The organism is Streptomyces sp. NPDC048331, from assembly GCF_043201215.1.
Classification (GTDB): domain Bacteria; phylum Actinomycetota; class Actinomycetes; order Streptomycetales; family Streptomycetaceae; genus Streptomyces.
Map to the genome: position 1 here is coordinate 204,654 of NZ_JBICYT010000005.1, position 16,268 is coordinate 220,921.

General features: G+C 71.8%; 10 protein-coding genes. All 10 read right to left on the reverse strand.

From position 1 onward, the window contains the following. Positions 1–152: 152 nt before the first annotated feature. The 10 genes from ACGFYY_RS10965 to ACGFYY_RS11010 all read right to left on the reverse strand — a co-directional run bounded on the left by ACGFYY_RS10965 (position 153) and on the right by ACGFYY_RS11010 (position 16,211). Positions 153–4,193: an Rne/Rng family ribonuclease gene (locus ACGFYY_RS10965; protein ID WP_393708274.1), complete on the reverse strand. Its 4,041-nt coding sequence runs from the start codon at positions 4,191–4,193 to the stop codon at positions 153–155. Between the two features lie 235 nt (positions 4,194–4,428). Then, positions 4,429–5,208: a TIGR03936 family radical SAM-associated protein gene (locus ACGFYY_RS10970; RefSeq protein ID WP_365267588.1), complete on the reverse strand. Its 780-nt coding sequence runs from the start codon at positions 5,206–5,208 to the stop codon at positions 4,429–4,431. A gap of 110 nt (positions 5,209–5,318) precedes the next feature. Further along, positions 5,319–6,347 (reverse strand): hypothetical protein, encoded by a 1,029-nt coding sequence (locus ACGFYY_RS10975; protein ID WP_393708276.1) that lies wholly within the window; start codon positions 6,345–6,347, stop codon positions 5,319–5,321. Positions 6,348–6,423: 76 nt separating this feature from the next. Further along, a complete protein-coding gene (locus tag ACGFYY_RS10980; RefSeq protein ID WP_393708278.1) occupies positions 6,424–8,349 on the reverse strand; it encodes a TIGR03960 family B12-binding radical SAM protein in 1,926 nt (641 codons plus the stop codon). A gap of 72 nt (positions 8,350–8,421) precedes the next feature. Further along, positions 8,422–9,942 carry a CHAD domain-containing protein gene (locus tag ACGFYY_RS10985; RefSeq protein ID WP_393708280.1) on the reverse strand — a complete coding sequence of 507 codons (1,521 nt, stop codon included), beginning with the start codon at positions 9,940–9,942 and terminating at the stop codon, positions 8,422–8,424. 50 nt (positions 9,943–9,992) lie between these two features. After that, positions 9,993–11,192 carry a rod shape-determining protein RodA gene (gene rodA / locus ACGFYY_RS10990; RefSeq protein ID WP_365267579.1) on the reverse strand — a complete coding sequence of 400 codons (1,200 nt, stop codon included), beginning with the start codon at positions 11,190–11,192 and terminating at the stop codon, positions 9,993–9,995. An 8-nt stretch (positions 11,193–11,200) separates the two neighbouring features. After that, positions 11,201–13,378 (reverse strand): penicillin-binding protein 2, encoded by a 2,178-nt coding sequence (mrdA, locus tag ACGFYY_RS10995; protein ID WP_393708283.1) that lies wholly within the window; start codon positions 13,376–13,378, stop codon positions 11,201–11,203. Between the two features lie 13 nt (positions 13,379–13,391). After that, a complete protein-coding gene (mreD, locus tag ACGFYY_RS11000; RefSeq protein WP_393708285.1) occupies positions 13,392–14,099 on the reverse strand; it encodes a rod shape-determining protein MreD in 708 nt (235 codons plus the stop codon). A gap of 12 nt (positions 14,100–14,111) precedes the next feature. Continuing rightward, positions 14,112–15,056, reverse strand: a complete 945-nt coding sequence (gene mreC / locus ACGFYY_RS11005) for a rod shape-determining protein MreC (protein WP_030757295.1) — start codon at positions 15,054–15,056, stop codon at positions 14,112–14,114. A gap of 135 nt (positions 15,057–15,191) precedes the next feature. Beyond that, complete coding sequence (locus tag ACGFYY_RS11010) at positions 15,192–16,211, reverse strand: rod shape-determining protein (protein ID WP_008738981.1); 1,020 nt, start codon at positions 16,209–16,211, stop codon at positions 15,192–15,194. Positions 16,212–16,268: the final 57 nt, after the last annotated feature.

Here is a 16,268-nt window from a genome sequence, read left to right on the forward strand (position 1 = left end):
CCGGGCCGCCCCCCCCCCCGCCCCACCCCCCCCCCCTCCCGCGGGGGGGGCCGGGGCGGGGGGGGGGGGCCCGGCCCGCCCCCCCCCCCCCGGCGGGGGGGGCCCCCCCCGGGGGGGGGGCCCCCACGGACGTGGTGTCACTCAGCGGTGCATCAGGCCTCGGTCGGAGCCGAGACGGACGGGAGCGACTGCTGCTCCGCCGCCGCGGTCTTCTTCGTCGCCCGCTTCGTCGCGGTCTTCTTGGTCGTGGCCGCCTTCTTGGCCACGGTCTTCTTGGCGGCCGCCGCCTTCTTGGCCGGGGCCTTCTTCGCCGCGGTCGCCTTCTTGGCCGGAGCCTTCTTGGCGGCCTTCTTGGCCGGTGCGGCCTCCTCGACCACCGGTGCGGCCTCCTCGGTGGGCGCCGGGGCGGCCGCCTCGACGACCGACGGGGCCTCGACGACCACCACGGCGGCCTCGGCCGCGCCGGCCGGGGAACCGGCGGGTGCGGTGGCCTTACGGGTGGCACGGCGACGCGGACGGGCCGGAGCGGCCTCCACGACGGGGGCCTCCTCGACCTCGGCCACCGCGACGACCTCGGGCTCGGGTTCGGGCTCGACGACGGGCTCCGGCTCCGGCACGACGACCGGCTCCGGCTCCGGGGCCACCTCGGCCGCGGGGGCCGGGGCACCCGCCGGGGCGGTGGCCTTACGGGTCGCACGGCGACGGGTACGGCCCTTCGGCGCGGCCTCCTCGACCGTCTCCACGACCGGAGCGACCTCGGCGGTCTCGGCCACCGGGGCGGCCTCGGCGGCGAACTCGGGAGCCGGCTCCAGCACCGTCTCGGCCGGCTCGGTCACCGGCTCGTCCACGACCACGGGGGCCGGGGCCTGGACCTGGACCGGAGCCGCCGCACCGCGCGGGGCGCCCGCCGGAGCGGTGGCCTTACGGGTGGCACGGCGCCGGTTACGGCGACCGCTGATGCCCGCGGCGGCCTCGGCCTCGGCCGGGCTGCTGTAGAGCTCCTCGTCCGCGACGAACTCCGGCTCGGGCAGGGCCCGCGGCGCGGCGGCCTCGGCGGCCACCTCGGCCTCGGACTCGAACGCCCCGCCGTCGACCGGCTCGACCGTCTCGACCTCGTGGTCGTGCTGGTCGAACTCGGTCCGGCCACCGCGGCGCTTGGAGCGCTTGCCGTTGCCACCGCCGCCGACCACGGTCGGGGACTCCATGTGGACGATGACACCGCGGCCGTTGCAGTGGACACAGGTCTCGGAGAAGGACTCCAGCAGACCCTGGCCCACCCGCTTGCGGGTCATCTGGACCAGGCCCAGCGAGGTGACCTCGGCCACCTGGTGCTTCGTACGGTCGCGGCCCAGGCACTCCAGCATGCGCCGCAGGACCAGGTCGCGGTTGGACTCCAGGACCATGTCGATGAAGTCGATGACGACGATGCCGCCCAGGTCGCGCAGCCGCAGCTGGCGCACGATCTCCTCGGCCGCCTCCAGGTTGTTCCTGGTGACGGTCTCCTCGAGGTTGCCGCCCTGACCGGTGAACTTGCCGGTGTTGACGTCGATGACGATCATCGCCTCGGTCTTGTCGATCACAAGCGAGCCGCCCGAGGGCAGCCACACCTTGCGGTCGAGCGCCTTGGCGAGCTGCTCGTCGATCCGGTACGTCGCGAAGACGTCGACCTCGGAGGTCCAGCGGGACAGCCGGTCGGCCAGGTCCGGGGCCACGTGGTTCACGTAGCCGTGGATGGTCTCCCAGGCGCCGTCACCGCTGACGATGACCTTCGAGAAGTCCTCGTTGAAGATGTCGCGCACGACGCGGACGGTCATGTCCGGCTCGCCGTACAGCAGGCTCGGCGAAGAGGTCGAGATCTGCTTCGACTTCTTCTGGATGTCCTCCCACTGGGCCTGCAGACGCTCGACGTCGCGACGCAGCTCGTCCTCGCTCGCGCCCTCGGCGGCGGTGCGCACGATGACGCCCGCGTCCTCGGGGACGATCTTCTTGAGGATCGTCTTCAGACGCGCGCGCTCGGTGTCGGGCAGCTTGCGGCTGATGCCGGTCATCGAGCCCTCGGGCACGTAGACCAGGTAGCGGCCCGGCAGCGAGACCTGGCTGGTCAGACGGGCGCCCTTGTGGCCGATCGGGTCCTTGGTGACCTGCACCAGGACCGACTGGCCGGACTTGAGGGCGGACTCGATGCGGCGCGGCCCATTGGCCATGCCGAGCGCCTCGAAGTTGACCTCACCGGCGTACAGGACGGCGTTGCGGCCCTTGCCGATGTCGATGAAGGCGGCCTCCATCGACGGCAGTACGTTCTGGACCTTGCCCAGGTAGACGTTGCCGACGTACGAGGTGGCTTCTTCCTTGTTGACGTAGTGCTCGACGAGCACGTTGTCCTCGAGGACGCCGATCTGGGTGCGCTCGCCGGCCTGGCGGACGACCATGACGCGCTCGACGGCCTCACGGCGGGCCAGGAACTCGGCCTCGGTGATGATCGGGACGCGGCGGCGGCCCTGCTCGCGGCCCTCGCGGCGGCGCTGCTTCTTCGCCTCCAGGCGGGTCGAGCCCTTGATGGACTGGACCTCGTCGGAGGACTCGGTCTTCTCACGCGCCGGGCGCGGCTCGCGGACCTTGACGACGGTACGCACACCGTCCTCGTCGCCCGCTTCGGTCGCCTCGGCGGCGCCCTCGCCACTGCGACGACGGCGACGACGGCGACGACGGCTGGAGCTGGAGCCGAGGGCCTCGTCGGACTCCTCGTCCTCTTCCTCCTCGGCGTCCCGCTCGGCGGCGTCCTGCTCGGCGGTCTCGGCCTCGTCCTCGGCGGACTCGTCGAGGTCGGCGGACTCACCGCGACGGCGCCGACGGCCACCGCGGCGGCGGCGGCGCGAGGGGCGCTCGCCCGACTCGTCGCCCTCTTCGAACTCGGCGGACTCCTCGTCGACCTCGGCGGCCTCGGCCTCCGGCTCCTCCTCCGCGAGCACCTCGGGCAGGGAGACCGGGGCGGACTCGGCGACCGGGGCGGACTCGGCGGCGCCACGTCCACGGCGACGGCGGCGGCCGGCGGGCTGCGCGACGGGGGCCGCGGCGACCTCGGTCTCCTCCTCCTCGACCTCTTCGACCTCTTCGGCGGCACGCGCCGCGGCGGCGGCCATGGCCGCCGTCTCGGGGGTCTGGAACATCGGCTCGGCGAAGACCGGGGCCTGGAAGACGGCGACGGCGGGGCGCGCGGCGCGGCGGGCGCGGGCCGGGGCGGCGGGCTCGGCGCTCTCGGCGACGGGCTGCGGCGCGGCGGCCGGAGCGGTGGAGCGGGTGGCGCGGCGGCGGCCGCCGCGCTTGGGCGAGTCCACGGCGTCGGCGACGGTCACGGCGCGGGCGGCCTTGGGGGCCTCCTCCACGACGGGCGCGGGCTCGGCGGCGGGGGCCTCGGCGACGGCGGCGGCCTCGGTGGCCGGGGCGGCCACGGCGCGGGTGGCACGACGGCGGGCACGCGGAGCCGGAGCGGCCGGAGCCTCCTCCTCGGCCACGGGCGCGGCCGGGGCCTCGGCGGCCGGAGCCTCGACCACGGGCGCGGCCTCGGTGGCCGGAGCGGCCACGGCACGGGTCGCACGACGGCGGGCACGCGGAGCCGGAGCGGCCGGAGCCTCCTCCTCGACCACGGGCGCGGCCGGAGCCTCGACGGCCGGAGCCTCGACCACGGGCGCGGCCTCGGTGGCCGGAGCGGCCACGGCACGGGTCGCACGACGGCGGGCACGCGGAGCCGGAGCGGCCGGAGCCTCCTCCTCGACCACGGGCGCGGCCGGAGCCTCGGCGGCCGGAGCCTCGGGGGCCGCGACGGCGCGGGTGGCGCGACGGCGGGTGCGCGGCGCGGGAGCGGCGGGCTCCTCGGCGACAGCGGCGGGGGCTGCGGCGACGGGCTCGGCGGCCGGGGTCTCGACCACGACGGCCTCGGCGGCCGGGGTCAGCGGGGCGGCCACGGCACGGGTCGCGCGGCGGCGGGGACGAGCGGGGGCGGCGGCCGGAGCGGCCTCTTCGGCGGGGGCGGCCGGGGCGGCCTCGGTCACCGGGGTCGTCTCGGCGGCGGCGCCACCGGGCGGGCCCGCGGGCCGGGAGGCGGCACGGCGGCGACGGCGCGGCGGCAGGTTGTCGCTGGGGCTGCCGTTGTCGGCGTTACCAGCGGAAGTGGTGTCGTTTTCGTTGTTGAGCATTGCGGGCGGTTCTCCCGTCACGCTCCCGGGCGCCGCGGCTGACTTCCGGTCCGGCGCGGCTCCGCGTAATGAGCGCGGAGCCGGCCTCCGGGGCGCGTTCGCCACACGGGAGCTGTAGTCCATGGCCGCCGGTTCCGTACGTGTTGTCCGTACGGCCTGGCGGAAGTCTTCAGGTCGGTGCGCGGCCCGACCCAGGTGGCTCCCGAGTACCAGGGCTGCGCGACGACGACGTTCCTTACGCGGCGGGACCTTCCGGCGCCTTCGCGTCGGCTGCTACGGCGGCCGTGGGTGGGGCGGCCGTGTCAGCCTCGCGGTCGGGCGCGAGCGGGTCGGTCACCGTGCCGGACTCCTCGTCGAAGAGCCCCTGCGCCAGCCTGGTCACCGCTGAGGGGACCGGCGGCGCCAGGTCGGCCACAGCTCGGAGACCGGACAGGACGTCGTCGGGTCGCACGGCAGGTGTCAGATGCCGAACAACCAGCCGCAGTATCGCACAAGCATTGTCCAGCGGCCTATCAGCCGGGGCGGGAAGCGCTTCCAGGCTCACGACCGCGCCACGCGTGTCGAAGGTCCGCATTCCGTTCTTGGTCCGACGCTGCACCTCCACGTTCTCGGCGGCGAGGAAGGCCGTCACGGCCCGCTCGGCCTCCGCGAGCTCCACGCCGTCCAGGCGCAGCTCCCACACGGAGGCGGTCAGCCGGTCCGCGAGGCCCGAGGTGCGGGCCTCGACGGCGTCGATGATGTCGAGTCCGGCCGGCATCGACTCGTCGAGCAGCTCGCGAAGCTTCTCGGGGTCGCGCGGCGCGGCGAGGCCGATCTCCAGGTACTCGGCCTCGCTGCCGGTGCCGGTCGGGGCGGCGTTCGCGTACGAGACGCGCGGGTGCGGGGTGAAACCGGCCGAGTACGCCATCGGCACCTCGGCGCGGCGCAGGGCGCGCTCGAAGGCGCGCTGGAAGTCACGGTGGCTGGTGAACCGGAGGCGGCCGCGCTTGGTGTAGCGCAGTCGGATGCGCTGCACCACCGGTGCGGGAGGCGGGCCTTCGGGCTGTCGCTTGCCCAGTGGTTCTTCTCCTTGTGCGGGGCTCCGCGGCTCGCGCGTCGCCCTGAGGTCTGTCGACCCGCCCCGGCTCACCCCTGCCGTCGGGGCAGGGAGATCTCGTCGGCGGGTGCCGCGTCGGCGGCTGTCGTACTACCCAGAGTACGCGCCCGTGACCTCGCCGGTTCCCGGGGAGGAGTACCGAACAGCGCTTGTCGTACGGCGGCCCGCGCCTCCTTGACCGCGGCGCGGCCGGTGCGCCAGACCTCGCGGACGGCGTGCCCGACGGGCGTCAGCACGTACCGGTACACCCGGGAGGCGGGCCACCCGAGGAGGATCCAGCCGACCCACTTGAACCCGCGCCACAGGGCGGCGACGATCCGCCCGGACACGTGCCAGGCCCGGCGCAGGACCCGCCCGAGCGGCGTGAGCACGTACCGGTACAGGGTGACGGCCAGCCACGCCAGGCCCAGCCCGAGGGGTCGCAGCAGGTACCGGTACGCGGCGACGGCCAGCCACGCGAGGCCGTGGCCGACGGGGGTGAGGACGTACCGGTACGCCGCTGCGGCGAGCCAGGCGATGCCGTGGCCGACGGGTGCGAGCACGTACCGCCACAGCGCGGTCCACGGCCACACGAACAGCGTCATGGCCAGGGCCCACAGGATCCAGGTGAGGCCCTTGGCGAGCGGCGCGAGCAGATAGCGCAGCCCGCCCCGGCCGACCCAGGCCAGCGCCGTCCCGAGCGGCCGCAGCAGGTAGGTCATCAGGATCCGCCCTGCCGGCGCGATCAGGTGGTCGTACGCGCCGCGGCACAGCCAGGCGAGCGCCTGGCCGACCGGGGTGAGCACGTAGCGCCAGAGCCCGACCCACGGCCAGACGAGGACCAGCTTGAGCAGGATGCCGAGCACCCAGCCCAGGCCGCGGAGCAGCGGTTCGAGGACATGGGCGTACAGCGGCCCGAGCACGTGCCGGTGGGCGGCGCGGCCGACGGCGACCAGCAGTTCCCAGACCACTCGTACGGGCAGTACGACGAGTACGGCGACGATCTTCACGGGGATCCTGATGAGGCCCACCAGGCACCCGTCGCCACCGTCGGCGGGCGGTCGTTTGTCCATGTCCATGCAGGGGAGGACACGGCGGAGGCCCCCACCCGTTGCGGGTGGGGGCCTCTCGTGACCCAAGGGTTACGTCGCCGGGCTACTTCACGACCGACAGCGGCAGCAGCTTCTTGCCGGTCGGGCCGATCTGGATCTCGGTCTGCATCTGAGGACACACGCCGCAGTCGAAGCACGGGGTCCAGCGGCAGTCGTCGACCTCGGTCTCGTCGAGGGCGTCCTGCCAGTCCTCCCAGAGCCAGTCCTTGTCGAGACCGGAGTCCAGGTGGTCCCAGGGCAGGACCTCCTCGTAGGTGCGCTCGCGGGTCGTGTACCAGGCCACGTCCACGCCGTAGGCGGGCAGGGTCTTCTCGGCCGCCTCCATCCAGCGGTCGTAGCTGAAGTGCTCGCGCCAGCCGTCGAAGCGGCCGCCCGACTCGTACACGGCGCGGATGACGTCGCCGATGCGGCGGTCACCGCGCGAGAGCAGGCCCTCGACGATGCCCGGCTTGCCGTCGTGATAGCGGAAGCCGATGGAGCGGCCGTACTTCTTGTCGCCGCGGATCTTGTCGCGGAGCTTGCCCAGGCGGGCGTCCGTCTCCTCGGCCGACAGCTGCGGCGCCCACTGGAACGGGGTGTGCGGCTTGGGGACGAACCCGCCGATGGACACCGTGCAGCGGATGTCGTTCTGGCCGGAGACCTCGCGGCCCTTGGCGATGACGTTGACCGCCATGTCGCCGATCTGGAGCACGTCCTCGTCGGTCTCGGTGGGCAGGCCGCACATGAAGTACAGCTTCACCTGGCGCCAGCCGTTGCCGTACGCGGTGGAGACGGTCCGGATCAGGTCCTCTTCCGAGACCATCTTGTTGATGACCTTGCGCATGCGCTCGGAGCCGCCCTCGGGGGCGAAGGTCAGGCCGGAGCGGCGACCGTTGCGGGTCAGCTCGTTGGCCAGGTCCACGTTGAACGCGTCCACCCGGGTCGACGGGAGGGACAGGCCCACCTTGTCGTCCGAGTAGCGGTCGGCGAGGCCCTTGGCGATGTCGGCGATCTCCGTGTGGTCCGCCGAGGAGAGGGAGAGGAGACCGACCTCTTCGAAGCCCGTGGCCTTGAGGCCCTTCTCCACCATCTCGCCGATGCCGGTGATGCTTCGCTCCCGCACGGGGCGCGTGATCATGCCGGCCTGGCAGAAACGGCAGCCGCGGGTGCAGCCGCGGAAGATCTCCACGGACATGCGCTCGTGGACGGTCTCGGCGAGCGGGACCAGGGGCTGCTTGGGGTAGGGCCACTCGTCGAGGTCCATGACGGTGTGCTTGGACACGCGCCACGGCACGCCGGAGCGGTTGGGCACGACACGACCGATGCGGCCGTCCGGCAGGTACTCGACGTCGTAGAAGCCCGGCACGTAGACGTTGCCGGTCTTGGCGAGACGCAGGAGGACCTCTTCGCGCCCGCCCGGCCGCCCCTCGGCCTTCCAGGTGCGGATGATCTCGGTCATGTCGAGGACGGCCTGTTCGCCGTCGCCGATGACCGCGCAGTCGATGAACTCCGCGATCGGCTCGGGGTTGAAGGCCGCGTGGCCGCCCGCGAGGACGATCGGGTGGTCGACCGTACGGTTGCGGGCCTCCAGCGGGATGCCGGCGAGGTCCAGCGCCGTGAGCATGTTGGTGTAGCCCAGCTCCGTGGAGAAGGACAGGCCGAACACGTCGAAGGCGGAGACCGGGCGGTGGCTGTCCACGGTGAACTGCGGCACCTTGTGCTCGCGCATCAGTTCTTCGAGGTCGGGCCACACGCTGTAGGTGCGCTCGGCGAGGACGCCCTCGCGTTCGTTGAGCACCTCGTAAAGGATCATGACGCCCTGGTTGGGCAGCCCGACTTCGTACGCGTCCGGGTACATGAGTGCCCAGCGGACGTCGCAGCTCTCCCACTCCTTGACCGTGGAGTTGAGTTCACCGCCGACGTACTGGATGGGCTTCTGCACATGCGGAAGCAGGGCCTCAAGCTGAGGGAAGACCGACTCGGTCATCACGCGACTTTCGTGAAGCGGGCAGGGGGCAGCTCTCAAGCGTACCCCCAGGCTCGGCCGCCCCCACCCACATGATCATTCCAATGCGGCCCGCAGCCCGGGGTCGGAGGCCTTGGCCCAGATGTCGGGAAGTTCCCGTTCGCGCCGCTCGGCCAGGGCCTCTTCACGGGCGTAGAGCACGCCCCAGGTGAAGGCGGACTCCCCCGCGCCGGTCGCCTGGACGGCGAGGCCGCGCAGGGCCTCGCGGGCCACCACGCTGTCCTGGTGGTCGCCGAGCAGGGACTGCACCGACTTCCCGGCCTTGGCCAGCGCCTTCGCCGGTCCGCCGAGGACGGGCTCGGCCGACTCGGCCGCGTACCGGAAGCGCTTGGCCGCCTTGCGGGCCTCGTGGAGGGCCAGGTCCCGCTCGTGGCCCTCGTCGAGGGAGAGCGCGCCGTCGACCCGGCCGGCGAGGCGCGCGTAGTCCCGGAGGATCGCCTTGCGCAGGACCGCCTCCGGGTGCCGGGCCGCGGCCTTCCGCAGCGGGGGCGACTCCAGCAGGGCGTCGAGGGAGTCGAGCAGGGCCACGTAGCGCGCGCTGTCGAGCACGGCCACCGCCCGGCGCCGCGACGCGGAGCGCCGGGCGGTGTTCCATACGCGCAACCGGCTGCGGACCGGTCCGATCAGCAGGGGGCGCGGCAGCTCGCCGAGGTGGTCCTGGATCCGCTCCAGCAGGACCTCCTGGTCGCGGTCGACGCCGAGTTCTCCGGCGAGTCGGCGCAGCTCCTCGCCGATCGGGTCGGTGGCCGCGCGGTCGAGCACCTTGCGGTAGGTCTTGAAGGCGCTGCGCAGCCGGCGGCTCGCGACCCGCATCTGGTGGACGGAGTCCGGCAGGCCGCGCCGTACCGCGGGGTCCTGGGCGACGAGCGCGTCGCGCTGTTCGCGCAGGTACGCCAGTACGTGCGCGCCCGCGGTGCCCTCGGGGCCGCCACCCTCGGGCCGGGCCGGGGGCTCGGCGGCGGTCTCGGCGAGGGCTCGGGCGAGCTTCGAGGGGGCGTCGGAGACCCGGAGCCCGGCCTTGCGGAAGGTCTTCTCCACGGCGTCGAGGAGTTCGGGGTCGACGCCGTCGGCCAGTTCCACCTCGACCTCGGTCCAGGCGGCGGTGGCCTCGCCGCGTTCGGCGACGACGGCGTCGGTGCTCAGTTCCGCGAGCAGGGCCCCGTCGGCGTCGAGCAGGTGGCTGACCTTGCGCGAGGAGAGGAGCCGGACCTGTGGTCGGAGTCCGGAGCCGCGGACGCGGGAGCGGACGAGGGCGGCGAGGGCGGGCGGGACCGTGTCGCTGAGCGCGGCCCCGATCTCGTCGCGTACGCCCGGGGAGACGGGGAGTTTGAGGTGCCAGCCCTCGTCCGCGCCGCCCGTTCTGCGCCTGAGGGTGAGTCCGTCGGCGGCGAGCCGCTGGTCAGGGGTGTCGTAGTAGACGGCGTCGAGGTCGACGGTGCCCTGGTCGGAGACGGCCGCGATGGCGGCCGTGCCCGTCAGGTCCGGGACCCCGCGCCGGGCAGATTTGGCCTTGGAGAACTCGAATTTCCGCTCGATTTCGCGCTTGGTGTCCGCCATAGACCGAACTTAGTCCTGAACGGATCACATCGGCAGGGTGAACGGTCGCATCAGGCTGACAATGGCCGTTGCACCTTGATCGACTGCAGTAGTCCGATCGCCACCCAGACCGCGAACATCGACGAGCCTCCGTACGAGACGAACGGCAGCGGGAGCCCGGCCACCGGCATGATCCCGAGGGTCATCCCGATGTTCTCGAAGGACTGGAAGGCGAACCAGGCGATGATCCCGGCGCACACGATCGTCCCGTACAGCTCGGTGGTCTCCCGGGCGATCATGCAGGCCCGCCACAGGATGACGCCGAGCAGCACCAGGATCAGCCCGGCCCCGACGAAGCCCAGCTCCTCCCCCGCCACCGTGAACACGAAATCGGTCTGCTGCTCGGGCACGAACTGGCCGGTGGTCTGCGAGCCGTGGAAGAGCCCGGATCCGGTCAGCCCGCCGGAGCCGATCGCGATGCGGGCCTGGTTGGTGTTGTAGCCGACGCCCGCCGGGTCGAGCTCGGGGTTGGCGAAGGCCGCGAAACGGTTGATCTGGTACTCGTCGAGTACGCCGAGCTGCCATATCAGGACGGCGCCGCTCGCGCCCGCGCCCAGGAGGCCCACCACCCAGCGGTTGGAGGCTCCGGAGGCCAGCAGCACGCCGAGCACGATCACGATCATGACCATCACGGAGCCGAGGTCGGGCATCAGCATGACGATGCCCATCGGGGCCGCCGCCAGGCAGAGTGCCTTGACGACCGTGCGGTGGTCCGGGTGCGCGAGGTCACCCGCGTCCACCCGGGTGGCCAGCAGCATCGCCATCACCAGGATGATCGTGATCTTCACGAACTCGGACGGCTGGAGGGAGAATCCGCCGCCGATGACGATCCACGCGTGGGCGCCGTTGATGGTGGCGCCGAGCGGGGTGAGCACGGCGAGGATCAGCACCAGGGAGAGCCCGTAGAGGATCGGCACGGCGCCCCGCAGGGTGCGGTGGCCGAGCCAGATCGTGCCGATCATCAGCACGAGGCCGATGCCGGTGTTGAGGGCGTGCCGGGCCAGGAAGTAGTACGGGTCCCCCTGGTTCAGCGAGGTCCTGTTGCGGGTCGCCGACCACACCAGCAAGGAGCCGATGAGGGAGAGGGCGAGCGCGGAGAGGAGTATCGGCCAGTCGAGCCGGCGCACCACCGAGTCGCGGGCGGTGAGTTTGGCCATCGCCCCGCGCTCGGGCGCGTACCGGGAGACGGAGAACTTGTTGGCGGTCGGCATTTCTTTCCTCAGTCCTGGCGTGCCGCGGGCGGTGCGGGCGGACCGGCGAGCACGGCCGGCTCGAGGTCCTCCGGGGACGGCGGCACGTACGGCCGGATCTCCGGGGCGATGATGGATCCGTCGGGCGCGATGCGGGGCAGCTTCGTCTCGGGCTTGATCAGCAGGGCTTTCTTCGGGTCCTGCTTGCCGGACATGGTGAGGCCGTAGATGGCGTTGTAGACGTTGCGCACGGCGGGACCGGAGGCGCCGGAGCCGGTGCCGCCCTGGGAGATCGTCATCACGATCGTGTAGTCCTCGGTGTACGTGGCGAACCACGAGGTGGTCTGCTTGCCGTAGACCTCGGCGGTGCCGGTCTTGGCGTGCATGGGGATCTGCTTCTGGGGCCAACCGCCGAAGCGCCAGGCGGCGGTGCCCTGGGTGGCGACGCCCGCCAGTGCGCCCTCCATCTTGCGCCTGGTCTCCTCGGTCATCGGCAGCTTGCCATGGGCCTGCGGCTTGATCTCTTCGATCTTCTTGCCGTCGGCACTGATGATGGCTTTGCCGATCGTCGGGTTCCACATGGTGCCGCCGTTGGAGATGGCAGCGTAGATGGTGGCCATCTGGATGGGGGTCACCAGGGTGTCGCCCTGGCCGATGGAGTAGTTGACGGCGTCACCGGCGCGCATGAGGTTGCCTTCGAGGCAGTTCTCGTAGGAGAGCAGCTCGACGTAGGTGCCGCCCTTCTTACCGGTCTTGCACCACATGTCCTTGTTGGCCTCCCAGAACGCCTGCTTCCAGCGGCGGTCGGGGACGCGGCCCTTCTCCTCGCCGGGCAGGTCCACGTGGGTCGGGGCGCCGAGGCCGAACTGGTGGGCGGTCTTGTAGAAGATCTCGGCCGGGTGCTTCTTCGGCTTGAGCCCGCCGTCCTTGAGCCACTGCTGGTGGCCCAGGGCGTAGAAGACGGTGTCGCAGGAGACCTCCAGCGCCCGGCCGAGGGTGATCGAGCCGTGGCCCTGGGACTCGAAGTTCTTGAAGACCTGGCCGCCGATGGAGTACGAGCTCGGGCAGGGGTACTCGCCGTCGAACTTGTAGCCCGCGTTGACCGCGGCCGCGGTCGGGATGACCTTGAAGATGGAGCCGGGGGCCGCCTGGCCCTGGATCGCGCGGTTCATCAACGGGACGTTGGAGTCCTTGGCGGTGAGCTTGGCGTAGTCCTTGCCGGAGATGCCGCCGACCCAGACGTTCGGGTCGAAGGTCGGGTTGGAGGCCATGGCCACCACCCGGCCGGTCTTGGACTCCAGGACCACGATGGCGCCCGCGTCGGCCTTGTAGGGGACGCCGGTGTTGCGGTCGATCTGCTTGCGCGCCTCGATCATCGCCGCGTTCAGCTCGTACTCGGCGACGCCTTGGACGCGGGCGTCGAGGCTGGTCACGAGGTGGGCGCCGGGGATCGCGGGGTCGTTCCTGGCCTCGCCCATGACGCGGCCGAGGTTGTCGACCTCGTAGCGGGTCACGCCCGACTTGCCCCGCAGTTCCTTGTCGTACGTGCGCTCCAGGCCGAAGCGGCCGACCTGGTCCGAGCGCAGGAAGGGCGAGTTGGTGTCCTTCGCCTTGATGATCTCGTCGTCGGTGACCGGGGAGAGGTAGCCGAGCACCTGGCCGGTGTTGGATCCGCCGGGCGCCGGGTAGCGGCGTACGGCCGTGGGTTCGGCGGTGATGCCCGGGAATTCCTCGGGGCGTTCGCGGATCTGGAGCGCCTGCTGGGTGGTGGCCTCCAGCGTGACCGGGATCGGCTGGTAGGGGGAACCGTTCCAGCAGGGCTGTGGGGTCTGGGAGTCGCAGAGCCGGACCTTGTCCATGGTGTCCTGCGGCTTCATGTCCAGGACCGCGGCGAGCCGGGTCAGGACGCCCTTGCCCTTGTCCTTCATCTTCATCAGCTCGGTGCGGCTGGCCGAGACGACGAGACGGGTCTCGTTGTCGGCCATCGGAACGCCGCGGGCGTCGAGGATGGAGCCGCGCACGGCGGGCTGGACGACCTGCTGGACGTGGTTGCTCTTCGCCTCGTGGTAGTACTCGGCGCCGTTGCGGATCTGGAGGTACCACAGGCGCCCGCCGAGGGTGAGCAGCATCGAGAAGACGAGCACCTGGATCATGACGAGCCGGATCCGCACCCGGGAGGTACGGCCGGTCTCCGGAACATTGGTCATGACTGCTCCTCCCTCACAGCTTTTTGACGCTCTTCACACCCTTGACCGGCTTGACCCCCTTTATACGGACGGCTTTGTTGGCCCGCGAGCGCGCGGTCTTCAGTCGCAGACCGCCGCGCTGGCTGCCGATGCGCAGGCCCGTGCCGCCGGCCAGCCAGCCGGCGGAGACGTCGGCGGCCTTGTTGGTGGGGCCGCCACCGGCCTCGACGGCCATCGGGTCGTTCTCGGCGCGCCGGGCCAGGGCCATGATGAACGGCACGGTGAAGGGTGCGAGCAGCAGGTCGTAGAGGGTCGCGGTGAACAGCAGCCCGGTCAGACCCACGTGGCGGGCGGCGGTGTCGCCGACGAGGGCGCCCACACCGGCGTAGAGCAGGGTGGAGCCGATCGCGGCGGCGACGACGGTGAGCATCGGGCCCCAGGCGGACCGGAAGCGGCCGCCGTCGGGGCGGGTCAGGCCGGCGACGTAGCCGATGACGCAGAGCACGAGCGCGTACCGCCCGGCGGCGTGGTCGGCGGGCGGGGCCAGGTCGGCGAGGAGGCCGGCGGCGAAGCCGATGAGCGCGCCGCTGACGTGCCCGTACACCAGCGCCAGCGAGACGACGGTGAGGAGCAGCAGGTCGGGCACGGCGCCGGGGAGTTGGAGCCGGCCCAGGACGGTGACCTGGATGACGAGGGCGACCACGACGAGGGTGGCCGAGAGCAGGATCCTGTTGAAGCGCATGGAGGTCTGTCCCTACTCGTCGGCGGGCTTGCCGGCCACCGCGGACCCGGACGGGGTGACCGTGACGGTGACCGTCGGGGTGGGCTTGGGGGCCTCGGGCTTGGGCGGCAGGACCGCGTCGCGGGGGTCCTCGCGCGGCGGCATCACGACGACGCCGACGATGTCCAGGCGCGAGAAGCCGACGAACGGACGCACCCAGATGGTGCGGGTCAGGTCGCCGCGCGAGGGGTCGACCTTGACCACCTCGCCGATCGGCACACCGGGCACGAAGGGCTTGTTGCCGCGCGAGCCGAAGGTGACGAGCCGGTCGCCGGGGCTGACCTTGGCCTTGCCGTTGAGCATCTGGACGGACAGGGCACGGTCGCCCTGGCCGGTGGCGAAGCCCAGTTCGCCGGTCTTCTCCAGCCGGGTGCCGACGGTGAAGTCGGGGTCGTTGGCGAGGACGACGGTGGCGGTGTCGGGTCCGACGGTGCTGACCCGGCCGACGAGTCCGTCCCCGTTGAGGACGGTCATGTCGCGTTCGATGCCGTCCTTGCTGCCGGCGTCGATGGTGACGGTCCAGGAGAAGCCCTGGGCCGCTCCTATCGCGATGACCTCGGCGCCCTTGATGCCGTACTGGCCGGCGCCGGCCCGCTTGAGCATCTCGTCGAGCTCGTGGATGCGGCTGCGGGTCTGGTCCTCGCTGCCCAGCTTGGCCTTCAGCGCCGCGTTCTCGCGCTCCAGCGTGGCGATGCGGTTGTGGCGCTCCCCGGAGTCCCGTACCGCCCCTATGGCGTTGGCGACCGGATCGACCGCGGTCGCCACACCTTCCTCGACCGGGCCGAAGACCGCTGCGGCGGCCTGCCGGGCACCGTCGACCGGCGACTCCTCGCCTGCCCTGATGTCCACCGTGATCAATGCGAACGCGATGGCGATCAGAAGCACCAGGAGCAGCCGGCTTTCTCGTGTGTCCCTCACGTGCGGCGGCCGTGCCTTCCTCGTCGGATTTCTCTTTTGCCTGTATATCAACGATCCGCCGCACGGGCCCGGTAGCACCCGTACGGCGGATCCTTGTGTGTCCGCATGGCCCCTCCCGGCAGGGAGGGGCATCTGTCAGCGACGGGGCTGGGCGTCCAGGACCTGCTGGAGGGCCTCGAACTCCTCGACACACTTGCCGGAGCCGAGCGCGACGGAGTCGAGGGGATCCTCCGCGATGTGGATCGGCATGCCGGTCTCCCGGCGCAGCCGCTCGTCGAGGCCGCGCAGCAGGGCGCCGCCACCGGTCAGGACGATGCCGCGGTCCATGATGTCGCCGGAGAGCTCCGGCGGGCACTTGTCGAGCGTGGTCTTGACCGCGTCGACGATGGCGTTGACCGGCTCCTCGATGGCCTTGCGCACCTCGGCGGCCGAGATGACGACCGTCTTGGGCAGGCCGGAGACCAGGTCGCGACCGCGGATCTCGGTGTGCTCGTCCTTGTCGAGGTCGTAGGCCGACCCGATGGTGATCTTGATCTGCTCGGCCGTGCGCTCACCGAGGAGGAGCGAGTACTCCTTCTTGATGTGCTGGATGATCGCGTTGTCGAGCTCGTCGCCGGCCACCCGGATGGACTGTGCCGTGACGATTCCGCCGAGGGAGATGACGGCGACCTCGGTGGTGCCGCCGCCGATGTCCACGACCATGTTGCCGGTGGCCTCGTGGACGGGCAGGCCCGAGCCGATGGCGGCGGCCATGGGCTCTTCGATGATGTGCACCTGGCGGGCGCCGGCCTGCGTGGACGCCTCGATGACGGCGCGTCGCTCCACTCCGGTGATGCCGGAGGGAACGCAGACCACCACGCGCGGGCGGGCCAGGTAGCGGCGCTTGTGAATCTTGAGGATGAAGTACCGGAGCATGCGCTCGGTGATCTCGAAGTCGGCGATCACGCCGTCCTTGAGGGGCCGTACGGCGACGATGTTGCCGGGCGTACGCCCGATCATCTTCTTCGCCTCCGAGCCGACCGCCAGGATGCCGCCGGTGTTCGTGTTGATGGCGACCACGGACGGCTCGTTCAGGACGATCCCCCGGCCCCTCACGTACACCAGCGTGTTGGCGGTCCCGAGGTCGATCGCCATGTCACGGCCGATGAACGACATTTTGTTCCCCTTGTTCCCCATGAGGAGCGTCTGGCCTTCCAGTTGATAGCGGCTGCT